Genomic DNA, 21,293 nt, shown 5'->3' with positions numbered 1-21,293 from the left:
TCGGTTGCAACTGCCCCCGAGTCTACCGCGCCACCCGCTGCCAAGGCTTACAAGCGATCGTCAACCACGTTGCGCGGCCAGGCCGATTTCACGTCGTAGACCAGGCCTCCCGGCGCCAGCAGGCCCCGGATTGCGGATTCATCCATCGCCTTGAAACGGGCGTGGGCCACCGCCAGCACCACCGCGTCATAACACCCCGCCCCGGGATCGGCCAGCCAATCCAGGCCCTCGCCGGTCAGCGCCGCCGGGCCGACCCAGGGGTCGCTGACCTCCACCTGCGCACCGGCATCGCGCAGGCGTTGCGCCAGTTCCAGCGCGCGGCTGTTGCGCAGGTCCGGGCAATCCTCCTTGAAGGTCACGCCCAGCACCAGGATGCGTGCGTCCGCCGGCGCACGGCCACGCTCGGCCAGCATCGCCAGCACCCGCGCCGCCACGTGCTCGCCGACGCGGTTGTTGACCTGTCGTGCGGTGTGGATCAGGTCCGGGTGATAGCCCACGCTCTCGGACTTGTGCAGCAGATAGTACGGGTCCACGCCGATGCAATGGCCGCCGACCAGCCCCGGCCGGAACGGCAGGAAATTCCACTTGCTACCGGCGGCGTCCAGTACGTCCTGGGTATCGATGCCCAGCCTGTCGAAGATCAGGGCCAGCTCGTTGACCAGCGCAATGTTGACGTCGCGCTGGATGTTCTCGACCACCTTGGCCGCTTCGGCCACCCGCATCGATGGTGCCGGGAAGGTACCGGCGACGATGATGCGCTGGTACAGACCATCAATCACCGCAGCAACTTCCGGTGTCGAGCCGGAAGTGATCTTGCGGATGTCGGCCAGGCGCCGCTGGCGGTCGCCGGGGCTGACCCGTTCCGGGCTGTAGCCGCAATAGAAGTCTTCGTTGAAGCACAGGCCCGAACCCTGCTCCAGCAGCGGCACGCACACTTCCTCGGTGGTACCGGGGTAGACCGTGGACTCGTAGATCACCAGGTCGCCGGCGCGAAGATGACTGGCAATCAGCCGTGTCGCCGAACGCAGGGGCTCCAGGTCGGGCTGCTCGTAAGCATCGATCGGGGTCGGCACGGTGACGATGTAGACATTGCAGGCATCGAGCAGTGCCGGATCGCTGCCGTACTGCAGCAGCTGCGCACTTGCCAGCTCGTCGGATTCCATTTCCAGCGTGTGGTCCTGGCCGTTGCGCAGCTCGGCGATGCGACCGGCATCGATATCGAAACCCAACGTCGGCCACTGCCGGCCAAACGCCACCGCCAACGGCAGGCCGACGTAGCCCAGGCCGATCACCGCAAACCGGGGGGCGCTGGCCGCCGCTACCGGCGCACTCATCGGCACATCCCGCGCAACGGATGCGATCGCACATACGCTGCCATGGCCTCGGCCAACACACTCATCTGCTGCACCACTCCGGAAAACCTGCGCCAGAAAGGCTACAGCCTACCGGCCCCGGCGCCCTGCCGCCAAGGCGGGCTCAGGACCCCAACGCCACCGCGGCCGGTTCCAGTTCGCCGTCTGCGCCGGTCCAGGCCTGCAGCAGGCGCTCGAATCCACCGCTGCCAAGCAGGAAGCCGGGCCACGCGGCGTCGACGATCTGTGCCAGCAGCTCCGGTTCGATCCGCCGCGTGCCCATCGACCAGCGCGGAAATGCGCGCTGCACCACGGGGGCACGGCACAACACTTTCAGCTGCCCGTGGCTGCGCGCATTGAGGATGCGCTGGAACACCGAATCGATGCCGTCCTCCGGGCCCTCGAGATACTGCAGGAAGCGCGCTCCGTCGAACATCAGCACACCGGTGACACCGGCCACACGATTGAATGCCGTGGCGTCGGCCAGCAGGCGGTCAAGATCGGTTGTCTGCAGATCGGCGCGGGCCTCACTGGCATAGGCAATCGCGTGCAGCGACATCAGGTGGCTCCCCCCCCTGGGAACGATGGCAGGGACTATGACATGAATGCGATCGACAGTTAAGCACGCCGCGGCCATGATGCAATCCGGTTGCGGAACCGCAGGTGGGCTACAATCGGCGCCGCGCTGCAGGCCCGGATGGCGAAACTGGTAGACGCATCGGACTTAAAATCCGCCGGGGGCAACCCCATGCCGGTTCGATTCCGGCTCCGGGCACCACACGCACGCAGCACATCCCGCCTTCAGATCGCCCGCGAATAACGTGGCTGCTCGTGCGCGGCACGCAGATACGGGTCAAAGCACATCGCCAGCAACCGCAGCAGCGGTCGCCCGGGTTCACTGGCACGCACCACGCCATCGCGGTATTCGGCCAGGCCGTCTTCCTGCAGCCGCTGTACCGAACGCAGGTCCTCGGCAAAGTACTGCTCGAAATCCAAGCCGTGACGCTGCCCCAGCAGCACGCCATCCACCTCCCCCTGGCACATCAGCTGCTGGATCAGTTCCGCGCGCAACTGGTCGTCGGCACTCAACGCCACGCCGCGCCAGACCGGCAGCTGGCCCTGGTCCACCGCGTCCTCCCACGACGGCAGGTCGCGCGGATTCTGGCTGTAGGTGGCACCGATGTGGCTGATCGCACTCACGCCCAGGCCGAGCAGATCGGTATCGGCATGGGTGGTATAGCCCATGAAGTTGCGATGCAGCTGGCCGGCGCGTTGTGCGCGCGACAGATCCTCTTCCGGCAACGCAAAGTGATCCATGCCGATGTACTGGTAGCCCGCCGCGGAGAGCTTCTCAACCGCCAGGCCCAGCAGCGCCAGCTTGTCTTCCGGTGACGGCAAGCGGCTTTCGTCGATCTGCTTCTGCGCGCGGAACAGATGCGGCAGGTGCGCGTAGCCGTAGACCGCCAGGCGGTCCGGGCGCAGCGCCAGCACCAGCTCGAGGGTGCGACCGAAGCCTTCCAGGCTCTGTCCCGGCAACCCATAAATCAGATCGACGTTGACCGAACGCATGCCGCTGTCGCGGCAGGCGCGCAGGATGTCCAGCGTCTGCTGCACGCCCTGCACGCGGTTGATCGATTCCTGCACCTGCGGATCGAAATCCTGCACGCCCAGGCTGGCCCGGTTGAAGCCCAGCCGCGCCAGCATGGCGACGTCGCGGGTGTCGATGAAGCGCGGATCGAGTTCGATCGAGAAATCGCGCTGCGGCGAATCACTGAAATCGAAGCGCCGGCGCAATCCTTCCACCAGCGTGGTCATCGCTTCGGCATCGAGGAAGTTCGGCGTACCACCACCCAGGTGCAGCTGGATCACCTCGCGGCCGTCATCGAACTGCGGCGCCAGCAGGTCGGCCTCGGCCAGCACGCGTGAGACGTAGCTGTGGCCACGACCGCGATCACGGGTGATCACCCGGTTGCAGCCGCAGTAGAAGCAGGGGCTGGAACAGAACGGCACATGCACGTACAGCGACAGCGCACGGGCCAGCTGGTTGCTGTCGGCGATCGCCTGGCGCAGTGCCGGCGCGTCGAAGCCATCATGGAAATGCGGCGCGGTCGGGTACGAGGTGTAGCGCGGGCCCGGCCGGTCGTGCCGACGCAGAAGATCGGGGTCGAAGGTCCAGGCCAGGCCACCAGCGGCGGGAGAGAACGTGTCCATGCCGCCAGCATCGCGCCGGGCGGCCTGCGCCGCCTTGACCCAGATCAATCCTTGGCAGGGATGCCCAGCACCGGCAGGCCGACCTGCGGCCAGCGCAGCATCTGGTAGCGCTTCCAGAAGGTGTCACCGATGCGCGCGGCCACGTCGTTGGCCAGCTCCTGCATCGGCGGGTTGTTGCATTCGGCGGTGGTGATCCGGAACAGCACCAGCCAGCGGTCGAACAGGTCCTTGTCCAGCTCGATGGCCATGTGCTTGGACATCGGCGAGCCCTTGAACCGGCGGGTGCCGCGCAGCATCGCCGACCAGAAGTCGACCAGCTGCGCCAGGTGCTCGGGCCAATCGTGAACGTGCGCGCCGAACACCGGCCCCAGCCGCTCTTCCTCGCGCACGCGCGCATAGAAGTCGTGAACCAGGCGGGTCACTTCCTGCTCGGTGCACAACTCGGGCGAGGCGACAGGGAGGACAGGCGGCGGTGTTGCGTTCATCGGGGTACCCAAAGCGTGCCGGCAGTGTGCCGCAGCCGGCCATCACCACCGTTGATCCAGATCAATGTCGGCGCAGTCCGCTGCGCCTAGGCTGGCACGCTTGCAGGAAGCATGCCCTGCGGATGCGGCGCCGACCCTGGCGAAGTATACGCGCCGCCCACTTTTCGATCCGGGACAGCATGAACAGACCTTCTCCCAACCGCCGCCAGCGGCTGATCCAGCAGTGGGGCGCCATCCTCTGGCCCAGCTTCATCGCCGCCGGCGTGGCCAGCGTGGTGTTCTTCGCCTTCGTCGATCCATTGCGCCTGCAGGCCATCAGTTTCCCGGGCACCGTAATCAGCCGCGAACTGGGTTACACGGCGGGATTCTTCATGTTCTGGTCGGTGACGGCACTGTCCAGCGCGGTCACCTGGTACCTGCAGCGGCCCATGCCTAGCGATGACGACGACGAGCTGCCGCTGGGATGAGCACGTCATGTACCCGGACTCCCCGTCCCTGGCACTGGCGCGGCACGCTCAGCGCCGCCCTGCTGGCGCTGTTCTACGCACTGCCGTGGCTGCGCTGGGAGGGCCGCCAGGCGCTGCTGCTGGACATCAACGCGCGGCGATTCGACCTGTTCGGCTGGACCCTGTGGCCCGGCGACGTCGGCGTACTGATCGGCCTGCTGGCGGTGCTGGCCGTCGGCCTGGCGCTGCTTACCCACCTCGCCGGACGCATCTGGTGCGGCCATGCCTGCCCGCAGACGCTGTGGCGGCGCGCCTTCGACTGGATCGCCCGCAGCGCGGCCCGCATGCTGCCGGCACCTGCTGTACGCCCGGTCACCCAGCTTGCCTGGGGACTGCTGTCAGTGTGGACCGGCATTACCTTCGTCGGCCTGTTCAGCCCGATCACCGGCTTGCTGGCCGCCGCGCCAAACGCTGGCTGGAGCGGCTGGGAAACGTTCTGGGTACTGTTCTATGCCGCTGCCACCTGGGGAAACGCCGGTTTCCTGCGCGAGCAGGTCTGCCGTTCGCTGTGCCCGTTCGCACGCATGCAACCACTGCTGACCGATCCGCATACGCCGCGCATGCTGTACGACGCCCGTCGCGGTGAGCCGCGCGGGCCACGTCCATCCGGGCTCGGCGGGGTGCTGGGCCGTGGCCGCGGCCTGCTCGACCCGACCACTGCGCAGGACTACGTATTCCGCGCCGCGCATCCGCTGCTGGCCGGACCGATGCCGACCTTCAGCGCCGACCGTCTGGGTGATTGCACCGATTGCGCGGCCTGCGTCATTGCCTGCCCGATGCAACTGGACATCCGCCAGGGACCGCACGCCGATTGCCTGGCCTGCGGTGCCTGCCTGGAGGCCTGCGCACAACAGCAGCACCGGGCCGGTTTCGGTCCGGCGCTGGTGCGCTACTGCAGTCCGCAGGCAATGGCCGGACAACCGAAGCGCCTGTGGCGACCCCGGACGTTGGCGCTGCTGTCCTTGCTGCTGGCGCTGCTTGCCTGCGGCGCCTGGCGCCTGCTCTGAATCAACGCGACCCGCTGGCGTGCGGCGGCACAAGCTGCGCACGCCGGACGATGCCCAGCTGTTCGATGATCAGCGCCATTTCGTTGGTGACTTCGGTACGCTCGGTCCCCTGCGGGACCAGACGGTCCAGCACCTGCTGGTAGGTATCCCAGAACGCCGGACCGCATCCGTGTTTGTGGTAACTGGCTTCCAGTTCGCGGCGTACCCGTTCAGCCAAGCCATGCATGCCGTATTCCATACGACCTCCGTTGGACTTGTTCTGCATCGTTGACGGTCTACCGACTCACTTGCGTGCTACTGAAAGACTCCCAGGCTTCACGCCTGGTTGACTCCAATTAGTCATAGATTTCACGACAGGTCAATTACATGCGGCGACTTTCGTGATTGAAATTATTAATCGTTCACGAAACTACATACGGGACCCCGGGGCCCCCGGATGGGGTGAAGCCGACAGGCCGCGGGAACCATGGACCGATGCCTCCAGTAGATGGCGCCGATTGTGACCCTCAGATCGATCGATCTTGCCTATTTTGCTAAGCATACTTAGCAAATTGCGCTTAGCGTGCTAAATGCGACAAAAGGCGGCGCAAGTCAGATGGATTCGCCCGCCGACGCTTCTGTCGTGGGAAACAGGTTCGGATAGCGCTGATGCAGGATGTACTGCCGCAGGGCCGGAATCGGGAAATCCTTCGGCCATTGCGACACTGCGGAACGGCTGATGCCAAAGAAGCGGGCCAGTTCGGCATCGGTCTGGAATCCCAGCCGGGTGCGCACCTGCCGCTTGCTCCAGAATTCGGTCACGGTCGGTCCTTCTGTTAACCAGACTGATTCTTGCGACAAGGCTTCTTCGCAATCCACGCGTTAAGCTGGCTTGCATAGATGAATACTCTCGGCCAACGACTCGCGGCAGCCATGAAGAAGGCCGGGCACCCACGCCCGGCCGATCTGGCACGCGCCGCCAAATCAACGACAGCAACCATCAGCAACTGGCTCAACGACCACGTGAGCGCCTCGCACGTGAAAGCCGAACAGCTGTTCCGCATCGCCGATGCGGCCAAGCTGGACGCACGCGAGCTGCTGTACGGGGTCAGCGGGCTCGGCGTCGGTGAGCCTGGCAGTGCCTACATCCCCAGCCAGGCCCATCTGGATGTCTGGCAGGACGCCTACGAGCTGGTCAGTCACCTGGTGGCCGAGAACGGGCTGGAGATCGACCATCGCCGCCATGCAGCGTTGGATCTGCTCGCGTTCGAACTGCTGATGGATGGCTTCAGCCGCAGCAAGGTCGCCCGCGTGCTGACGACCTCGATGACGTGAATGCACCGCCGCTGGTAGCATGGACCGCGATGGGGATGGGGCTCCCCCGATAACCGCCTGAGAAGGCTGATGGCTCCTGCCAGGACGAACCCGGTGTTCGTCGACGGCAGGTCGTGCCTGCCCTCGGCGTTCGCCATTGACCCTGCGAACCCGCATTCGAGGCACGCCATGCAAACACTGAACAATTATTTCCTGGTCTTCGTCGGAGGCGGCATCGGTGCCTGCCTGCGCCATGCCTGCAACCTGATCGGCGCGCGGGTGGCCGTCGGCAGTCCCTGGCCCTGGTCGACCTTCCTGATCAACGTCAGCGGCGCCCTGCTGATGGGCGTGGTGGTCGAGGTCTTCGCGATGCGCAATGGCGCCTCGCCGCAGCTGCGCCTGCTGCTGGCCACCGGCATCCTCGGCGGCTACACCACGTTTTCCACCTATGCGCTGGAGATCGGCCTGCTGCTGCAGCGTGGCCAGCATGGGCTGGCGGCACTGTATGCCGGCGGCTCGGTGGCACTGGGCCTGGCCGGCCTGTTCGGTGGGATGAAGCTGGCCCGGCTGGTGCTCGGCTGACGCTCAGGCCGCACTGGCACGGGCCTGTCCCCGCCATTCCCGCGGCGACTGCCCGGTGTGCGCCTTGAACGCGCGCGACAGCGCCGCTTCGCTGCCGTACCCCACATCGTCGGCAATCCGCTTCAGCGGTCTGCCTTGGCGCAGTGCCTGCTGCGCCAGCCCCACCCGCCAGCCCTGCAGGTACTGGCCCGGCGTGGTGCCCATCGCCTCGCGGAAGCTGGCGGCGAACACGCTGCGTGACATGCCGGCCACTTCGGCCAGGTCTTCCAGCGTCCACGCCTGCGCCGGCGCTTCATGCATCGCCACCAGCGCCAACCGCAGCCGCGGATGACCCAGCCCGGCGAACAGGCCGCCACGCATCTCGCCGCCTTCCATCAGCTGACGCAGCACCTGGATCATCACCACCTCGAACAGCCGGTTGACCATCGCCGCCCGCCCGCAACGCTGCTCGAACGCTTCTTCGAACAGCAGTTCCAGCGCCGCGTTGCCGCCATACAGATCGGCCAGCGGCAGGCAGATGAAATCAGGCAGCGCGGCGCTGATCGGATTGAGCCGACCGCCCTCGAAATGCAGGTTGGCGCAGGCCATGTCGGCGCCCTGCTGCGGGTCGGTGCTGAAGCGATGCGGCATCGGCCGCGGATACAGCAGCAGGCTCGGCACTTCGACCTGCACGGTCTGCTGCCCGTGGCTGACCTGCACCGGCCCGCGCCGCACCAGGTGCAGCTGACCCGCCTCGTCTTCGCCCTCCAGCGTGTTGATGCCGCACAGCGCACCGGCATGGAATACCGAAGCGGTCACCGCAAAACGTTCAAGCAGTATGGCGAGACGGTCGACCATGACGGGACTCCGGGTCAAGCGAGGCGGGCTCAATGCGACAGATCGTATCGGAATCACCACCGAAATGGTCGACTGAACGCCGCCCTCTCTGCGCCCTCAAGCCTCCTGTGAATGACGGATCACCACGAAGCCCTCTTCCTGTGCAGGTGCCACGAAGTGACGGGTGATCTGCTCGAAGGCTTCGTCGCTGGGCTGGAACGGGTGCTCGCCGCGCGCGTTGCGGGCATGCAGCCGCGCCTTGCAGATGGCGTCGGCAACATCGAGAAAATGCAGCTGGTGGGCAACACCGGCCGACTCGAACAGTTCGCGGCCCCATGCACGGGCGGCCCGCGTATTGAACGGAACGTCGAGCACGACCGAAACGCCGGCCTGCAGGATCGCGCATACATGCTGCGTCAGCGCTCCGCGCAGCGCGGCCGCGCGCTGCAGGTAATCGGCAACGGAGTGGATCTGGTCGGGATACAGCGCGGCCAGCCAGGCGTCCTCGCTGATCAGCACATGACGTGGCTGCGCCGCCAGCTGCTGCGACAGGGTGGATTTGCCGGCACCGATCTTGCCGCACACCAGGTGCAGGGTCGGCGCATTGTCGGTCGATGAAAGATGATGCATCTGCGTTCTCCTTGATGGATTCCAGTACCCGGGAGAGCGCCGCATGCAACCCGCCTTCCCGGGCGGGTTGCATGGCCGTGGCGACCGCGCGCTATCCCGCCTTCCCGTGGGGAATGCGGATAATCGACGCGGTGCTGTGCAGGACCATGCCGCCAGCGTAGAGCGCAGCCTGGCCGGCGGGCAATCCCCTGCGGCAGTGCAGCGCGCGCAAGGTTTTGCGGGGATCTATGCTCGGCGCCATTCCCGCATGGAATGACCACGATGCGACCCTTGCTTCGATGCGCCCTCGCCCTCGCCCTCGGCCTTCTGCTGCCTGCGGCATCGCTGCTGGCCGCGCCACCCACGGCACCACACATGCTCAGCGGCGAGCTGCAGGGCGCCCCCTGGCGGCTGGACGTGCCGGCTGACTGGAACGGCGACCTGGTGATGCTGGCGCACGGCTACGAGCCGGTGGGCGTGCCACGCACTACGCCGATGACCGCCAATGACAGCACCGCAACGCTGCTGTCCGCAGGCTACGCCGTCGCGCAGAGTGCCTACGCCAGCCAGGGCTGGGCAGTGGCCGATGCGATCACCGACATGGAGCGCCTGCGCCAGCACGCGCTGGGCGAACTCAAGCGCGTGCGCCACACCTGGCTGCTCGGATTCTCGATGGGCGGCGCGGTGACACTCGCCAGCCTCGAACGCTTCCCGCAGCACTACACCGGTGGCGTCTCGCTGTGCGGTGCCAATCTCAGTGGCGAACAGATCGCCGCAGATCTGCTGACCACGCTGGTCGCCTTCGATTACTTCTTCCCCAACGCTGCAGGCCTGCCGGCCACCGGACTGGCTTCGCATGAAGCGGCCGTGCTGCCGCAGGGAGTGCTCTATCAGGGCATCGCCGACGCGCTGCAACGGAATCCCCAGCATGCCGACGTGCTCGCCAAGCGACTGCAGGTCGCTCCGGATGCACTGGCCGGGACAATCAGCCTGCACACGCTGGTCCTGCATGAACTGGCCACGCGCAGCGGCGGCATGCCGGCCGGCAACCTTGGTGTGGTGTACAGCGGATTCGGTGACGACGCCGCGTTCAATGCCGGCGTGCAGCGCATCGCTCCCGTGCCTGCGGCACTGGCCGATGTCCGCGCGAAGCTGGCACTGAGCGGCGCGTTGAAGCGACCGCTGGTGGTCCAGTTCAACAACAACGATCCCACCATCGTGCCGCACATGCAGGCGGTGTATCCGCAGATGGCCGCACAGGCCGGCGCGCGACCATTGCCGCACGTGCTGCCGCCGGTGGGCGAAGGGCATTGTGGCTTCTCTGAAGCACAGGTTGTCGACGCCTTGAAGGCAATCCAGCGTTGAGCTCAACGTGTCGCAGCGCATCAGGGGCGCGCCATAAGGACTGCTATGGTGGCCGGGCCCATTGACGGGCACACAAAGGACTGACGTGATGATCAAGACGACCTTGAAGACCGTGATGTTCCTTGGCATGGCCGTGACCGGGCTGGCCTTCGCCGCAGGCCCCTGTGAATTCTGCAGCCAGCAGTACGAATATTGTCTGCGCGCAACTTCAGGCCCACTGGCCAAGACACCCGCAGAATGCCTGGCCCAGTACAAGATGTGCCGCGAAATGGATTGCCAGTCCTCCTGACCGGCATCCGGCCGGCTCCTGCGGGAGCCGGCTCAGCCGGCCACGCTGCCAAACGCTTACGATGCAGGAACCCGCGCAGCATCTGCCGCCTCCCCTCCCTGCTGACACAACGCATACGATGGCCTTCTTCGAACGACTGAGCGACACCCGCTACCTGCCGACCGAACACACGAGCGGCGCCTGGAACATCCGCGAACAACACATCGCACCTGCGATCGGGCTGCTGGCGCACCACCTGGAACGCGACGCCGCAGCGCGTGGGCACGGTTTTCTGATCGCGCGCCTGTCCTACGACATCCTCGGCACCATTCCGATCGAAGCGATGGAGGCCGACGTACAGGTGCTGCGCGGTGGTCGCACCATCGAACTGGTCGAAGCCACGCTGCGCCATGACGATCGCCCCGCGCTGCGCGTGCGTGCATGGCTGATGCGCCCGAACGATACGCAGGCCATCGCCGGCACGCCGATCACCGGCATTGCTCCGCCGGAATCAATGCCCGCGTGGGACCCAGGTACGGTCTGGCCAGGCGGTTTCATCAAGAGCGTGGAGATCCGCCGACACGATCAGGGGCCCGGCCGTGCCACCTACTGGGCGCGCGCGAAGCACGCGCTGCTGGACGGCGAGCCGGTCAGTCCGCTGGCCCGTGCCGCCACCCTGTTCGATCTGTCCAATGGCATGGCCGTGCGCGCCGATCCGAAGGAAGTCGCCTTCCCCAACCTCGATCTGACCGCGCACCTGTTCGGCATGCCCGAAGGCGAGTGGCTGGGCTTCGACACGTCGGTGTCGTTTGGCCACCAGGGTCTCGGCTTGACCAGCACCGTGCTGCACGATGCGCGCGGTCCGATCGGCATGCTCGGCCAGGCACTGACCGTACGCCCGTGACCCCAAAGGGCGGCGTCAGCCGCCCAGCGTACCCATGGTGAAGGTGTAGCCGGAGCTCATCAGGAATTCGCGCATGCGCATCTCCGCGCGCCGCGGTGAGGCCAGGTTGGCCGGTGCATACAGCGCGTAGACCACGCCCGCGCCTTCGATGGCTTCACGCCGCACGCCACAGTGGCGGGTCTCCGAAGCAATCACCCATCCATCCTTCAGTCGATCCGGTCCGATCGACTGGCCGTTCATCAGGCGGAACGTCAGCCAACGTACTTCCACAGAAGATTTGCTCATTGCCGGCATACCGCCAGCGTGCCGCGATCGTTCATGTCCTTGCTCGCCATTGCAGCTCCCTAAGACTTGGAACTCGACCATAGCGCCTTGCCATGTCGTGGGCGAATGAGACTGGAGGGGCCCTTATGTCGCCAGGCCGAACCGCGTCCACAGCGCTTCGCGCCCCGGCTGCGTCAGGCGCAGTTCGCGTCGACCCTCAACCCGCCGAAGCCAATCGTTCTTCACGAAGCTGTCCAGCATCGCCTCGCCGACCAGCCCGGCCAGATGCGGGCGCCGCTCGGTGCAGTCCAGGCATCCTCGGCAGTAGCGCGCAGGCTTGACCGTCACGGGAAGCCGCAGCAGCTCAGCCAGCGGCTGGCCGAGCTCCTGCAGGAACGCTGCGCCCTCCACACTCACTTGCCAATGCGCCTGGTGCGGGACCAGGTGCCCTGCCTGCAACAAGCGGTCGGTGATCGCCACCGCATGCACACCGGCCAGATGCCGGTAGCAGGAACGCGCCTGGCGCAACGCCGGCATGCTGCGTGATGCCTCAGCGGTGCAGGACGGCGTGCGGTCCGCAACGCGCAGGATGCCCTCCAGCATGTCGGCGACTTCGTGCGAGGCCAGCCGGTGATAGCGATGGCGCCCCTGCGCGACAGCGACCAGCAGGTCGCCCTCGACCAGCCTGCGCAGATGCGTGCTCGCCGTCTGCGGTGTTACCCCAGCCACGCGTGCCAGCTCCGTCGCGGTATACGCACGCCCATCCATCAACTGCAGCAGCATGGATGCGCGCGCCTGGTCGCCAACCAGGGCACCGACGCTGACAAGGGAACCGGAGGTGTGGACCATGCCCGCATTGTGGCACGCCGTTGCGGGCCGACAATTCGATGCAGGCCGAAGCGTCGGCACCCGCTGCCAAGGCACAGTGGCCACCCCGATAGCGCAAGGCCTGCCGTGAAAACCGCTCCGATTCCCCGCCGCCGCATCACCCCTTCGGTCCTGTACCCGGGCACGCCTGTGTTGCTGATGACCACGCTGAACGACGACGGCAGCAGCAACATCAGTCCGTTGTCTTCGTTCTGGGCCCTGGGCAACCGGGTAGTGCTGGGCCTCGGCGTGCAGGGTCAGGGCTATCGCAACCTCCAGCTGCGCAACGAGTGCGTACTGAACTTCCCATCCTCCGCGCAGGCCGCACAGGTCGAGGCCATCGCGCGCGCGACAGGCTGCGACCCGGTGCCCACTGCCAAACAGGCGATGGGCTACGTGCACGTCCGCGACAAGTTCGCGCTGGGGGGCTTCAGTGCGGTCGCCTCGACGCACGTCGCGCCAGAGGCGATTGCCGAGTGCCCGCTGCAGGTGGAAGTCAGCGTGATGGCGATGCACCCGCCCGGCGAGGATGACGGTCAGGGCTTCGTGATCGTCGAAGGACGGATCCGTTGCGTGCATGCGCACGAAGCGATCACCGTGGCTGGCACCCAGCACATCGATGTCGCCCACTGGAAACCGTTGATCTATCTGTTCCGCCACTACCTGAGCGTGGGTGAACCAGTCGGGCGCAACTTCCGCGCGCAGACGCCGGTCCACGATCCGGCGTAGAGCGGGTGATTCAAGGTGCCGGCGATGGTGGGTGGCTGGTCACTGAAATCCAGTACGACACCATGTCCACATAGCGGCCGTCGCGCTTTACCGCGCGCGGCTCGACGCCGGATTCGGTGAAACCCAGCGATTCATACAGCGCGCGCGCGGCGGCGTTGTCCGCCAGCACCGTGAGAGTGAGCGATTCGATGCCTTCCGCGCGCGCAGCCGCGAACGCGGCAAGAAGAAGCTGACGGGCGATACCCTGGCCTCGATGGCCAGCACCCACATGGACACTGTGCACTTCCGCCGTATGCCGTCGCGCCATCCGCACCGGGCGTACGTAACGCAGGAAACCCACCAGCATGCCGTCCACGAACGTGCCGAAGTAGCGCGTGCCGGGATCGGCAAGCTGGGCGCGCATCACGTCCGCCGAGTCATTCTGCGCCTCGGCCAGCGTGGACAGGAACGCCGCAGGCGACTCGCGAAGGGCCTGCAACCGTGCTTGCCAGAGAATATCGGCGTCGTCAGCGCCGAGTTGCCGGAGAAGCATGCGACACACCTGTGAGGTTGCTGATGCACAGGTGCCCAGCCTAGCGCGGGTTCGCCTGATACGGCGTGCATGCAAGAATGAAGACGGCTCCTTCTTCACTCTCCGCCATGACTGAACTTCAGATTCCCCGCGTTGGATGCGGCGCCGTCGTCCGTGATGCCGACGGCCGCATCCTGCTGATCCAGCGCGGACGCGATCCGGAGCGCGGGCACTGGGGCCTGCCCGGCGGCAAAGTCGACTGGATGGAAACGGTGGAGGCTGCCGTGGTCCGCGAAACTCGCGAGGAGACGGCGTTGGAAGTGACGCTTCTGCGCCTGCTGTGCGTGGCCGATCATTTCGAGCCGACACTTGCGCAGCACTGGGTCGCGCCGATCTTCGAGGCTCGGGCACCTGCCGGTGCCGAGGCCTCCATCCAGGAGCCGGGTGTGCAGACAGGGCTGGGCTGGTTCGCGCTGGATGCCCTGCCCCAGCCGTTGACCCAAGCCACGGTGCAGGCGCTGGCCAAGCTGTAGCGGATATCGATCCGGACGCAGGTTAGCTGGCATCCAGACAAACAAAAAAGCCCTGACCGGAGTCAGGGCTTTTCAATTGGAGGCCTCAAGCGGAATCGAACCGCTGTAAACGGATTTGCAATCCGGTGCATAGCCACTCTGCCATGAGGCCAACGTACTGCGCGCCAGGAACGGAGCCCTGACAAGACAAAACCCCATGATGGGGCCTGTCGGAACATGGAGCGGGAAACGAGACTCGAACTCGCGACCTCAACCTTGGCAAGGTTGCGCTCTACCAACTGAGCTATTCCCGCGTAAGCCGCCATGGTACCGGAAATCCGGAACACACACCAGCGATTTCACTTTTCTGACTGCGCGTAAAGCCTTGTGGCCCAACGTGCCCCGCCTTGCCGTGGCGGGAGAAAAACAAGGCCCCTACCGGGGCCCTGTAGAATCTGGAGCGGGAAACGAGACTCGAACTCGCGACCTCAACCTTGGCAAGGTTGCGCTCTACCAACTGAGCTATTCCCGCAGATTCCGTTCGACCTGCGTCGAAGGAGCGCTATTGTGTCCAAATTCCTTCACGCCGTCAACAGTCTTCACATCATGCGGTCACGGGCGTCCGCACTGGGGTACGCTGCCCCGCCCAGCCCCGTGCGCCTATGTTCCTTCGCGGCAAGCCCCTGTTGATCGCCCTGGCGCTGCATCTGCTGGTAGCGCTGCTGTACTGGGCATTGATTCCGCTGGGAATGAACTGGTATCGCGACCATTTCGGCTTCACCTCCCATCGCGACATCGGCCTGGGCATCGCCCAGTTTTATCTGTTCTGGATGTTCATTGGCGCCCAGCCGCTGATCGCGGTGCTGCGGCCACTGTTTGCCAAGCTGCTGGTCCTGACGATTCCTTTGGCGTTCGCCAGCTGGACGCTGATGCACAACCATCCGCTGCGCCTGCTGTACTTCACCGCCGGGCCCGGCCTGCTGGCACTGGCCGCAATCGTCATCTCCGCATGGTATGCATCACGCAACCGCCTCCCCGCCGCCATGGACACCGCCGATGCCTAGACGCTACGTCCGCCTGTTCTGGTTGCTGGTCGCGCTGACCTGGCTGGCGCTGATCGTCGCGCTGGTCAATGCCGGCTTCACCCCGGACTACTGGTTGCTGCACCGCCTGGAAGGCGCCGAGCTGCCCTACCCGACCAGCACTGTCATCGTGTTCGCGTTGCTGGGCACGGTTGAACTGGTCATGGCCGCCTTGATCGTGCGGCCATGGAAACTGAAGCGACTGTGGCTGCGCCTGTTGATTGCCTTCGTGCTGCTGCTGGCGTGGTCGGTACCATGGCTGCTGTCGGCGATGCACCAACCACCGGTGCAGGGAATGCACCTGCTGTGGTTGCTGCTGTTGGACGTGGGACTGCTGCTGGCGCTGTGCGTGGTGTCGCTGGTCAGTGTCCTGGGACGCATTTCCGGCAGGAAGAATACCCCGACTGCGGTTCCTTAAGGCGCTGGACCCGAGGGCTTCACCGCTTCATTTTCGGATCTCTTGCATGGATTGCGGCAGGCCGATGCAGGAAGGTTGAGGATCCGCCAGCGACGAACGCCTGCATCGTGCCCCTGCCCATCGCATTCCGTGCTCCCCCTTCCTTCTGGCTGCTGGCATCACTCATCTGGCTACTGCTGGTTGCCGCGCTCATCCATGCCGGCTTCAAGCCAGACTACTGGCAACTGCGTCACACCGAGTCCGGGACACTGCCCTATCCCATCGGCTCGGTGATCACGTTCGCGCTGATCGTCCTCGTGGAAATGACAGCGCTGGGCCTGGCTGTGCAGCCATGGCGGTTCCGCCGCCTGTGGCTGCGGATCCTGATCAGCCTCATTCCATGGCTGGGGTGGAACGTCCTATGGGGCTTGGCTGCCATGCATCAATCCCCCGTGCGCGACGTCCACTCGAACTGGCTGCTCGGCATGAGCACCATCCTGCTGCTGGCACTGCTCGTGGTTGTGCCGGCCTCACTCTGGCCTCGCCTGCGACGCTGGCTCGGGAACTGAGGCCAGCGCCTACTTCCGGAACTCCACCCGCACATGCTGGCCGAAGCGCGCCTTGGCCTCGCCGTCGAACTCCAGCACACACTCCACCACCTTGGCCACGCCGCGCCCCGCGTCTTCGGGCAAGCGTGCCTGCGCGAACACCGGACTGATGCGCACCACGCGCGCGGGTGGCAGTGAGCCGGTGTTCTCGGCGCCATCGCTGTCCGGCACCACGGTGGCCTTCATGCCCACCTGCACGGCATCGGCGTAGGCAGCACTGAGTTCGGCACGCACCTGCAGCGGGCGTGCCGGCAGCAGCGAGATCGATGGCTTGCCACCCTGCACGAATGCACCGAGTCCCGGCACCTGGCCGACCACGGTGCCGGCCTCCGGTGCGCTCAGCGACATCTGCTGCAGTTTCAGTCTGGCGTGCTCCAGCTTGTGCTGGGCCATGTCGACCTGCGCACCAGCCACGTCGACATCGGCGCGCACACCGGCCAGTTGCTGCTTGGCTGCATCGGCCTGCTGGTTGGACGACACGCCTTCGCTGGCGCCGGTGGACAGGCGAGTCGCATTGCGCTCCAGTTCGCGCAGCTGCGCCTGGCTGCCCTTCAGGCGGTCATTGGCCAAAGCGAGATCGGCAGTGGCCATCGCCACCTCCTGCTGCAGCAGGGCGCCATCCAGCGACAGCAGCAGCTGTCCCTTCTTCACCGTGGCGCCCTCCTTCACCGGCGCGGCAGTGATCGAGCCATCCACCGGCGGTGCCAGCGCGATCAAACCGCCCTCGACGTCGATGATGCCGCGCGCGACCGCAACCTTGGCGGCGGCAGCAGTGCTGGCCTTACCGGCGGATGCCTGGGCGGGCGCCTCTTTGGAACAGGCGCCGAGCAGCAATGCCGCGGACAGGGCCAGGCTGAGGGGAAGCAGGTGCGACGTCTTGGTCATGGGGCGGACTCTACAGTTTCGTTCTGGCGGCGGTCATCACGGACCATGCCGTCTTCCATGGCGATCACCCGATCGGCATGCCGGATCAGGCGCGGATCGTGGCTCACGCACAGCACGGTGGCGCCATGCGCACGTGCGTAGCGATGCAGGATGTCGATCACGCGCTGGCCATTCTCGGCATCCAGCGCACTGGTCGGTTCGTCGGCGAAGATCAGCGTCGGCGACTTGGCGAAGGCGCGGGCGACGGCCACACGCTGCTTCTCACCGCCGGACAGCTGCGCCGGACGCATGTGGCTGCGATGGGTCAGGCCGACCTCGTCCAATGCCTTGCGCGCCAGCGGTTCGCTTTCGCGATTGCTCATGCCGCGATAGCCCAGCGGCAGCTGCACCTGTTCCAGTGCAGTCAGCGCCGGGAACAGATTGAAGCCCTGGAACACAAAGCCGACATGGTGCAGGCGGAAGCGCTCCACCTCACTGCGCGTCATGTGGCCCACATCCTGCCCGAGTGCGTGCACGCGGCCGCCATCGGGCGCAGACAACCCAGACAGCAACGACAGCAGGGTGCTCTTGCCGCAGCCGGACGGGCCCGACACCAGCGTCAGCTCGCCGGGATAGATGTCCAGCGACAGGCCGCGCAGCACCGGCACCTGTACATCGCCGGACATGAAACCCTTTTCAAGTGCGTCGGCCTGCAGGGTCGGGGCGACGGCGCGTATGGAAGTCATCGGCCGGTCCTCAACGCAACAGCAACGATGGATCGGAGCGGACGACACTGCGTACCGCCATGATGCTCGACAGCATGGCCATCACCGCGACCAGTGCAACGCAACCGATGATCACCATCGGTGTCAGCTGCACCGGCACGCGCTGGGTCTGTGCGATCAACAGCACGACGGTACTGAACGCCGCCGCCAGCAACATGCCCACGCCGCCGATCAGCAGCGCCTGCTCGAACACCACCCGCGCCAGCGCATAGCGCCCGGCACCGAGTGCATTGAGCGTGGCGTACTCGCGCACCGAACCGGCCACCACCGAAGCAAACGACTGGTTGGTGATCACCGCGCCGACGAAGCAGACGATGACGGCCATGAACAACACTGCGATGCCGGCACCGGTATCGAACAGCCAGTATTGCTGCGAGCGGCTGGCGAACTCCGGTGCGGTCCAGAACTCGACCGGCGTGGCCTGCCCCATCGACGTGGCCAGGCGGTCGCGCACACGGTCGGCCAGGTCCGGCGAACGCAGGCCCGCCACGAAATAGGTACTGCCCTCGTGCGGATCGGTACTCGCGATGGCGCGCGCGGTATCCAGCGAGGCCAGCACGTTGACGCCACCAAGGCCACGCAGGCCCGGTTGTGCCGCGACCACGCGCACTGCCTTGCCATTGATCCACGCACGGTTGTTCTGCAGGTCCACGCCCAGCGTATCCAGATCGGCGCTATCGACGATCACCGCACCGGGTTCGCGCAGCTGCGCGCGCAGGTCGGCGGGCAGGATGCGCGCGAACATCATCGCGTCGCCTTGGGTGGAGATGCCGGACAGATACACAGAAACGTTACCGGTACCCTGCGCGCTGGAGCGCCATTCGCCATCGACCCACTCGTAGGGTTCGACGCGGGTGACATCCGGATCCATGCGCAGGTGGCTTTCCACATCCGCACTGATTGCATGGCCGTAGTTCACGCTCTGGGTGCCGGGGAAACCGGCCCAGATATCAGCCGAAGATGCCTTCACGTAGATCGCGGCGGTACCGAAGATACCCAGCACCAGCGCCGCCTGCACGATCAGCAGCACGCCAGCGAAGCACATCGCCAGCACTACCGGCAGGAACCGGCGCCACTCATAGGCCAGGGTCTTTCGGGCCAGCGCAATCATTGCGACGCGTCCTCGGCTTCGACCGGCAGCGGTGCGCCACCGAGGGCGCGGTACAGCGAAGCAAACGCGAGCACGCGTGCGCCCTGCGCACCGATCAGATCAGCCTGCGAGGCGAGCGCGGCACGCTGCGTATCCAGTCCATCGAACTCGCTGGACAGGCCCAGCTGCACCTGCCGCGCTTGGCGCTTGACCTGCTGGCCGGCGGCATCATTGGCCGCACGCAGCGACTGGATGCTGCTGTCCTGGCGCGCCAGGCTGCCCAGCGCGCCCTCCACTTCGCTCACGCCTTCCAGTACCGCCTTGCGGTAACCGAGCAGTGCAGCATCCAGCTGCTTTTCGTCGGCATGGAAACGTGCACGGCGTTGGCCCCAATCCCACAGCGGGATATCGACGTACGGGCCGATCGACGGACTGGAATCGGAGTTGGAGCGGGCGTTCTGGGTGAGGTTGTAGGCGTACAGGATCGAGCCACCAAGACTGACCCGCGGATACATCGCGGCACGTGCGGAGCCCTTGCTCGCCGCGGCCTGCATCACTTCAGATTCGGCCAGCAGAATCTGCGGGCGGTGGCGCAGCAGATCGGCCGGTACCTGCTGCAGCGAGAACGTGCCCAGCTTCGGCGGCGAGCGATAGGCGCGCCAAGCCGGATCCGGGCCATCACGGCCCAGCAACAATGCCAGCGCACGGGCGGCGTTGTCGGCGTTTTCCCGGGCTTGTGCGATGGCGGCGTGGGTGGCGGCCTGGCGTGCACGCAGGCGATCAAGTTCGCCCGGCTCATCCAGGCGCAGGCGCTGGCGGACCAGGGCCAGGTGCTCGCCGCGGTCATCCACCGATTGCTGGCGGGCCAGCAGGTCCTGCTGGGCCTGTGCAACGGTCAGGTCCAGATAGCTGCGCACCACGTCGGCAATCACCGCCACCTGCGCGGCATTGCGCAGCGCCTCGGCATTGCCGGCCGAAGCCTGCGCGCTCAACTGCGCGCTCTCGGCGGCACCGAACAGGCCCAGGTCCCAGATCGCTTCGATGCCGGCATGGAAGTAGGTATCGACGGCGGCGGCGTCCTGCACCTGCTTGGCGCTGGCCGAGATTTCCGGCAGGAAACGCGAGTCGGAAGTGCCGGCGACGATCCGAACGGCCTGCAGGCGCAGCGTGGCCTGCTGCAGGTCGAGGTTGCCGGCGATGGCCTGATCGACCAGGCCATCCAGTGCCGGGTCGGACAGCACTTTCCACCACTGTCTGGCATCCACTGCCACGCCCTGGCCCTGCGGCACCTGGGTCCAGGTGCTGGGCGTGCGGTCAGGCAGGTCCGGAACAGGCACCGACATGCAACCGGCCAGGGCCAGGCTTGCCAACAACGCACCAGGGCGCAGCACTGCATGCAGGGAGAGTCCGTGCCCGGCCTTGGGCACTGCCACTGAAGTGATACGCCTGACCACCAGCCCGCCAACGTGTAGAAGGAGCATGAAGGCTACCGTGCGATTGTGGAGCGAACATGGAGAAATCGTCCGAAAAAGGTCACAGCACGCGTGCGGTTCAGGCAACGCCGACCCAGTCTTTCACTACGCTTTCAATGCATTCTCGACACGGAACACTGGACGACTTTCACAGCGTATTGCACATTGCGGCATTGTCTTGCTTCGATGCTGCCCGACCGTGAAACACCCCCGCCGCTGGCTGCTGATTGGCTCGATCACGACAGCGACTGTCGGTGTGATCGTGCTCGTCCTGACCACCCCACTGGTCTCGAACGCCGTGCTGCTACTGATGGAGCGCAGCAACTTCATCCCCCGTGAATCTTCGATCTTCACGTTCGAGCCATATGCCATCAACCAGGGCTCGTCGAACTACTGGCTGTACGGAAAGGACCGGACCTACTACTACCACTTCACCTACGAAGATGACGCTCCCTACGTCTACATCCCGCAGGACAACCGCTGCCCCGGTTTCCACCGGCAGGATGCCCGGACCTGGTGCAGCGCCCTGCCCGGCAAGGCACGCTAGCGCGGCGGTGGTGCAACCGGTGTGACAAACGAAAAACGCCCCCTAGCGGGAGCGTTCTTCTTGAATCTGGAGCGGGAAACGAGACTCGAACTCGCGACCTCAACCTTGGCAAGGTTGCGCTCTACCAACTGAGCTATTCCCGCAGATTCCGTTCGACCTGCGTCGAA

Annotated in this window: 28 protein-coding genes, 5 tRNA genes and 1 riboswitch; of the genes, 14 read left to right on the top strand and 19 right to left on the bottom strand. The window is 65.8% G+C overall.

What is annotated here, in order from left to right; genetic code table 11:
- Positions 1-47: 47 nt before the first annotated feature.
- Complete coding sequence (locus ACZK13_RS07375) at positions 48-1,334, bottom strand: nucleotide sugar dehydrogenase (protein ID WP_253143272.1); 1,287 nt, start codon at positions 1,332-1,334, stop codon at positions 48-50.
- Positions 1,335-1,476: 142 nt separating this feature from the next.
- Positions 1,477-1,911 carry a BLUF domain-containing protein gene (locus tag ACZK13_RS07370; RefSeq protein ID WP_032128935.1) on the bottom strand — a complete coding sequence of 145 codons (435 nt, stop codon included), beginning with the start codon at positions 1,909-1,911 and terminating at the stop codon, positions 1,477-1,479.
- 132 nt (positions 1,912-2,043) lie between these two features.
- Between ACZK13_RS07370 and ACZK13_RS07365 the strand changes: the two genes are divergently transcribed.
- A tRNA-Leu gene (locus ACZK13_RS07365) sits at positions 2,044-2,130 on the top strand.
- A gap of 23 nt (positions 2,131-2,153) precedes the next feature.
- On the opposite strand, the gene hemN is transcribed toward ACZK13_RS07365, so the two are convergent.
- Together hemN and ACZK13_RS07355 are read right to left on the bottom strand one after the other, a co-directional pair.
- A complete protein-coding gene (gene hemN, locus ACZK13_RS07360; RefSeq protein WP_125894748.1) occupies positions 2,154-3,563 on the bottom strand; it encodes an oxygen-independent coproporphyrinogen III oxidase in 1,410 nt (469 codons plus the stop codon).
- 44 nt (positions 3,564-3,607) lie between these two features.
- The gene (locus ACZK13_RS07355) at positions 3,608-4,048 is read right to left on the bottom strand and encodes a group III truncated hemoglobin (RefSeq protein ID WP_032128934.1); all 441 of its coding nucleotides are present in this window, start codon (positions 4,046-4,048) and stop codon (positions 3,608-3,610) included.
- Positions 4,049-4,227: 179 nt separating this feature from the next.
- On the opposite strand from ACZK13_RS07355, the gene ACZK13_RS07350 reads away from it, so the two are divergent.
- Both ACZK13_RS07350 and ACZK13_RS07345 read left to right on the top strand, forming a co-directional pair.
- Positions 4,228-4,515: a hypothetical protein gene (locus ACZK13_RS07350; RefSeq protein WP_253143273.1), complete on the top strand. Its 288-nt coding sequence runs from the start codon at positions 4,228-4,230 to the stop codon at positions 4,513-4,515.
- Positions 4,512-5,561, top strand: a complete 1,050-nt coding sequence (locus tag ACZK13_RS07345) for a 4Fe-4S dicluster domain-containing protein (protein WP_164080509.1) — start codon at positions 4,512-4,514, stop codon at positions 5,559-5,561. Before ACZK13_RS07350 ends, ACZK13_RS07345 begins: the two co-directional genes overlap by 4 nt.
- Before the next feature lies 1 nt (position 5,562).
- Here ACZK13_RS07345 and ACZK13_RS07340 read toward each other — a convergent pair whose 3' ends face one another.
- Together ACZK13_RS07340 and ACZK13_RS07335 are read right to left on the bottom strand one after the other, a co-directional pair.
- Positions 5,563-5,799 carry a hypothetical protein gene (locus ACZK13_RS07340; RefSeq protein WP_032128931.1) on the bottom strand — a complete coding sequence of 79 codons (237 nt, stop codon included), beginning with the start codon at positions 5,797-5,799 and terminating at the stop codon, positions 5,563-5,565.
- Between the two features lie 353 nt (positions 5,800-6,152).
- Positions 6,153-6,362 (bottom strand): helix-turn-helix domain-containing protein, encoded by a 210-nt coding sequence (locus ACZK13_RS07335; RefSeq protein ID WP_032128930.1) that lies wholly within the window; start codon positions 6,360-6,362, stop codon positions 6,153-6,155.
- A gap of 111 nt (positions 6,363-6,473) precedes the next feature.
- Between ACZK13_RS07335 and ACZK13_RS07330 the strand changes: the two genes are divergently transcribed.
- Complete coding sequence (locus ACZK13_RS07330) at positions 6,474-6,875, top strand: transcriptional regulator (RefSeq protein ID WP_010486043.1); 402 nt, start codon at positions 6,474-6,476, stop codon at positions 6,873-6,875.
- A 22-nt stretch (positions 6,876-6,897) separates the two neighbouring features.
- Positions 6,898-6,961, top strand: a riboswitch (Fluoride riboswitch).
- A gap of 82 nt (positions 6,962-7,043) precedes the next feature.
- Positions 7,044-7,436: a fluoride efflux transporter CrcB gene (crcB, locus tag ACZK13_RS07325; protein ID WP_032128929.1), complete on the top strand. Its 393-nt coding sequence runs from the start codon at positions 7,044-7,046 to the stop codon at positions 7,434-7,436.
- A gap of 3 nt (positions 7,437-7,439) precedes the next feature.
- Here the strand turns inward: crcB and ACZK13_RS07320 are convergent, their stop codons facing one another.
- A complete protein-coding gene (locus ACZK13_RS07320) occupies positions 7,440-8,273 on the bottom strand; it encodes an AraC family transcriptional regulator (RefSeq protein ID WP_032128928.1) in 834 nt (277 codons plus the stop codon).
- Between the two features lie 96 nt (positions 8,274-8,369).
- The gene (locus ACZK13_RS07315) at positions 8,370-8,882 is read right to left on the bottom strand and encodes a P-loop nucleotide/nucleoside kinase family protein (protein WP_107432313.1); all 513 of its coding nucleotides are present in this window, start codon (positions 8,880-8,882) and stop codon (positions 8,370-8,372) included.
- A 261-nt stretch (positions 8,883-9,143) separates the two neighbouring features.
- Here ACZK13_RS07315 and ACZK13_RS07310 point away from each other — a divergent pair, with 261 nt between their 5' ends.
- The 3 genes from ACZK13_RS07310 to ACZK13_RS07300 all read left to right on the top strand — a co-directional run bounded on the left by ACZK13_RS07310 (position 9,144) and on the right by ACZK13_RS07300 (position 11,398).
- Entirely contained in the window at positions 9,144-10,226 is a 1,083-nt protein-coding gene (locus ACZK13_RS07310) for an alpha/beta hydrolase family protein (protein WP_293792563.1), read from the top strand.
- Positions 10,227-10,314: 88 nt separating this feature from the next.
- Complete coding sequence (locus ACZK13_RS07305; RefSeq protein WP_032128925.1) at positions 10,315-10,515, top strand: hypothetical protein; 201 nt, start codon at positions 10,315-10,317, stop codon at positions 10,513-10,515.
- Between the two features lie 118 nt (positions 10,516-10,633).
- Positions 10,634-11,398 (top strand): thioesterase family protein, encoded by a 765-nt coding sequence (locus tag ACZK13_RS07300; RefSeq protein WP_180837486.1) that lies wholly within the window; start codon positions 10,634-10,636, stop codon positions 11,396-11,398.
- A 15-nt stretch (positions 11,399-11,413) separates the two neighbouring features.
- On the opposite strand, the gene ACZK13_RS07295 is transcribed toward ACZK13_RS07300, so the two are convergent.
- Together ACZK13_RS07295 and ACZK13_RS07290 are read right to left on the bottom strand one after the other, a co-directional pair.
- Positions 11,414-11,683 carry a hypothetical protein gene (locus ACZK13_RS07295; protein ID WP_032128923.1) on the bottom strand — a complete coding sequence of 90 codons (270 nt, stop codon included), beginning with the start codon at positions 11,681-11,683 and terminating at the stop codon, positions 11,414-11,416.
- Between the two features lie 123 nt (positions 11,684-11,806).
- Complete coding sequence (locus tag ACZK13_RS07290; RefSeq protein WP_049399948.1) at positions 11,807-12,511, bottom strand: ArsR/SmtB family transcription factor; 705 nt, start codon at positions 12,509-12,511, stop codon at positions 11,807-11,809.
- A 105-nt stretch (positions 12,512-12,616) separates the two neighbouring features.
- Here ACZK13_RS07290 and ACZK13_RS07285 point away from each other — a divergent pair, with 105 nt between their 5' ends.
- Positions 12,617-13,258 carry a flavin reductase family protein gene (locus ACZK13_RS07285; protein ID WP_107432308.1) on the top strand — a complete coding sequence of 214 codons (642 nt, stop codon included), beginning with the start codon at positions 12,617-12,619 and terminating at the stop codon, positions 13,256-13,258.
- A gap of 10 nt (positions 13,259-13,268) precedes the next feature.
- Here the strand turns inward: ACZK13_RS07285 and ACZK13_RS07280 are convergent, their stop codons facing one another.
- Entirely contained in the window at positions 13,269-13,790 is a 522-nt protein-coding gene (locus tag ACZK13_RS07280) for a GNAT family N-acetyltransferase (protein WP_253143275.1), read from the bottom strand.
- 107 nt (positions 13,791-13,897) lie between these two features.
- On the opposite strand from ACZK13_RS07280, the gene ACZK13_RS07275 reads away from it, so the two are divergent.
- Positions 13,898-14,302, top strand: a complete 405-nt coding sequence (locus ACZK13_RS07275; RefSeq protein ID WP_107432306.1) for an NUDIX hydrolase — start codon at positions 13,898-13,900, stop codon at positions 14,300-14,302.
- A 77-nt stretch (positions 14,303-14,379) separates the two neighbouring features.
- Here the strand turns inward: ACZK13_RS07275 and ACZK13_RS07270 are convergent.
- The 3 genes from ACZK13_RS07270 to ACZK13_RS07260 all read right to left on the bottom strand — a co-directional run bounded on the left by ACZK13_RS07270 (position 14,380) and on the right by ACZK13_RS07260 (position 14,813).
- Positions 14,380-14,453: transfer RNA gene (locus ACZK13_RS07270), tRNA-Cys, on the bottom strand.
- Between the two features lie 66 nt (positions 14,454-14,519).
- Positions 14,520-14,595 (bottom strand) — tRNA-Gly (locus tag ACZK13_RS07265).
- 142 nt (positions 14,596-14,737) lie between these two features.
- Positions 14,738-14,813 (bottom strand) — tRNA-Gly (locus ACZK13_RS07260).
- A gap of 130 nt (positions 14,814-14,943) precedes the next feature.
- Between ACZK13_RS07260 and ACZK13_RS07255 the strand changes: the two genes are divergently transcribed.
- From ACZK13_RS07255 to ACZK13_RS07245, 3 genes are all read left to right on the top strand, one after another.
- Positions 14,944-15,345: a hypothetical protein gene (locus ACZK13_RS07255; protein WP_180837480.1), complete on the top strand. Its 402-nt coding sequence runs from the start codon at positions 14,944-14,946 to the stop codon at positions 15,343-15,345.
- Positions 15,338-15,781, top strand: a complete 444-nt coding sequence (locus ACZK13_RS07250; RefSeq protein ID WP_253143277.1) for a hypothetical protein — start codon at positions 15,338-15,340, stop codon at positions 15,779-15,781. The genes ACZK13_RS07255 and ACZK13_RS07250 overlap by 8 nt, the downstream gene beginning before the upstream one ends.
- 107 nt (positions 15,782-15,888) lie before the next feature.
- Positions 15,889-16,329, top strand: a complete 441-nt coding sequence (locus ACZK13_RS07245) for a hypothetical protein (protein ID WP_253143278.1) — start codon at positions 15,889-15,891, stop codon at positions 16,327-16,329.
- A gap of 9 nt (positions 16,330-16,338) precedes the next feature.
- On the opposite strand, the gene ACZK13_RS07240 is transcribed toward ACZK13_RS07245, so the two are convergent.
- From ACZK13_RS07240 to ACZK13_RS07225, 4 genes are read right to left on the bottom strand one after another with little or no spacing between them, the layout of a single operon-like run.
- The gene (locus ACZK13_RS07240) at positions 16,339-17,253 is read right to left on the bottom strand and encodes an HlyD family secretion protein (protein ID WP_478482403.1); all 915 of its coding nucleotides are present in this window, start codon (positions 17,251-17,253) and stop codon (positions 16,339-16,341) included.
- Positions 17,250-17,978: an ABC transporter ATP-binding protein gene (locus ACZK13_RS07235; protein WP_065722325.1), complete on the bottom strand. Its 729-nt coding sequence runs from the start codon at positions 17,976-17,978 to the stop codon at positions 17,250-17,252. The genes ACZK13_RS07240 and ACZK13_RS07235 overlap by 4 nt, the downstream gene beginning before the upstream one ends.
- 10 nt (positions 17,979-17,988) lie before the next feature.
- Positions 17,989-19,128, bottom strand: coding sequence for an ABC transporter permease (locus tag ACZK13_RS07230; protein ID WP_253143279.1), 1,140 nt, complete (start codon positions 19,126-19,128; stop codon positions 17,989-17,991).
- Positions 19,125-20,588 carry an efflux transporter outer membrane subunit gene (locus ACZK13_RS07225; protein ID WP_253143280.1) on the bottom strand — a complete coding sequence of 488 codons (1,464 nt, stop codon included), beginning with the start codon at positions 20,586-20,588 and terminating at the stop codon, positions 19,125-19,127. The genes ACZK13_RS07230 and ACZK13_RS07225 overlap by 4 nt, the downstream gene beginning before the upstream one ends.
- Before the next feature lie 190 nt (positions 20,589-20,778).
- Here ACZK13_RS07225 and ACZK13_RS07220 point away from each other — a divergent pair, with 190 nt between their 5' ends.
- Positions 20,779-21,126, top strand: a complete 348-nt coding sequence (locus ACZK13_RS07220) for a hypothetical protein (protein WP_253143281.1) — start codon at positions 20,779-20,781, stop codon at positions 21,124-21,126.
- Between the two features lie 67 nt (positions 21,127-21,193).
- On the opposite strand, the gene ACZK13_RS07215 is transcribed toward ACZK13_RS07220, so the two are convergent.
- A tRNA-Gly gene (locus ACZK13_RS07215) sits at positions 21,194-21,269 on the bottom strand.
- Between the last annotated feature and the right edge of the window lie 24 nt (positions 21,270-21,293).

It is taken from the genome of Stenotrophomonas sp. 99219_Sma, from assembly GCF_056480785.1.
Note: the sequence above shows the minus strand (reverse complement) of the source record. Positions and strands in the feature narration are given on the sequence as shown.

Coding starts and splice junctions, on each gene's coding strand:
- crcB (WP_032128929.1), top strand. CDS start 7,044: ATGCAAACACTGAACAATTATTTCCTGGTCTTCGTCGGAGGCGGCATC.
- ACZK13_RS07300 (WP_180837486.1), top strand. CDS start 10,634: ATGGCCTTCTTCGAACGACTGAGCGACACCCGCTACCTGCCGACCGAA.
- ACZK13_RS07305 (WP_032128925.1), top strand. CDS start 10,315: ATGATCAAGACGACCTTGAAGACCGTGATGTTCCTTGGCATGGCCGTG.
- ACZK13_RS07225 (WP_253143280.1), bottom strand. CDS start 20,588: ATGCTCCTTCTACACGTTGGCGGGCTGGTGGTCAGGCGTATCACTTCA.
- ACZK13_RS07370 (WP_032128935.1), bottom strand. CDS start 1,911: ATGTCGCTGCACGCGATTGCCTATGCCAGTGAGGCCCGCGCCGATCTG.
- ACZK13_RS07355 (WP_032128934.1), bottom strand. CDS start 4,048: ATGAACGCAACACCGCCGCCTGTCCTCCCTGTCGCCTCGCCCGAGTTG.
- ACZK13_RS07250 (WP_253143277.1), top strand. CDS start 15,338: ATGCCTAGACGCTACGTCCGCCTGTTCTGGTTGCTGGTCGCGCTGACC.
- ACZK13_RS07320 (WP_032128928.1), bottom strand. CDS start 8,273: ATGGTCGACCGTCTCGCCATACTGCTTGAACGTTTTGCGGTGACCGCT.
- ACZK13_RS07330 (WP_010486043.1), top strand. CDS start 6,474: ATGAAGAAGGCCGGGCACCCACGCCCGGCCGATCTGGCACGCGCCGCC.
- ACZK13_RS07315 (WP_107432313.1), bottom strand. CDS start 8,882: ATGCATCATCTTTCATCGACCGACAATGCGCCGACCCTGCACCTGGTG.
- ACZK13_RS07280 (WP_253143275.1), bottom strand. CDS start 13,790: ATGCTTCTCCGGCAACTCGGCGCTGACGACGCCGATATTCTCTGGCAA.
- ACZK13_RS07230 (WP_253143279.1), bottom strand. CDS start 19,128: ATGATTGCGCTGGCCCGAAAGACCCTGGCCTATGAGTGGCGCCGGTTC.
- ACZK13_RS07255 (WP_180837480.1), top strand. CDS start 14,944: ATGTTCCTTCGCGGCAAGCCCCTGTTGATCGCCCTGGCGCTGCATCTG.
- ACZK13_RS07240 (WP_478482403.1), bottom strand. CDS start 17,253: ATGACCAAGACGTCGCACCTGCTTCCCCTCAGCCTGGCCCTGTCCGCG.
- ACZK13_RS07290 (WP_049399948.1), bottom strand. CDS start 12,511: ATGGTCCACACCTCCGGTTCCCTTGTCAGCGTCGGTGCCCTGGTTGGC.
- ACZK13_RS07310 (WP_293792563.1), top strand. CDS start 9,144: ATGCGACCCTTGCTTCGATGCGCCCTCGCCCTCGCCCTCGGCCTTCTG.
- ACZK13_RS07295 (WP_032128923.1), bottom strand. CDS start 11,683: ATGAGCAAATCTTCTGTGGAAGTACGTTGGCTGACGTTCCGCCTGATG.
- ACZK13_RS07350 (WP_253143273.1), top strand. CDS start 4,228: ATGAACAGACCTTCTCCCAACCGCCGCCAGCGGCTGATCCAGCAGTGG.
- ACZK13_RS07235 (WP_065722325.1), bottom strand. CDS start 17,978: ATGACTTCCATACGCGCCGTCGCCCCGACCCTGCAGGCCGACGCACTT.
- ACZK13_RS07375 (WP_253143272.1), bottom strand. CDS start 1,334: ATGAGTGCGCCGGTAGCGGCGGCCAGCGCCCCCCGGTTTGCGGTGATC.
- ACZK13_RS07345 (WP_164080509.1), top strand. CDS start 4,512: ATGAGCACGTCATGTACCCGGACTCCCCGTCCCTGGCACTGGCGCGGC.
- hemN (WP_125894748.1), bottom strand. CDS start 3,563: ATGGACACGTTCTCTCCCGCCGCTGGTGGCCTGGCCTGGACCTTCGAC.
- ACZK13_RS07275 (WP_107432306.1), top strand. CDS start 13,898: ATGACTGAACTTCAGATTCCCCGCGTTGGATGCGGCGCCGTCGTCCGT.
- ACZK13_RS07340 (WP_032128931.1), bottom strand. CDS start 5,799: ATGGAATACGGCATGCATGGCTTGGCTGAACGGGTACGCCGCGAACTG.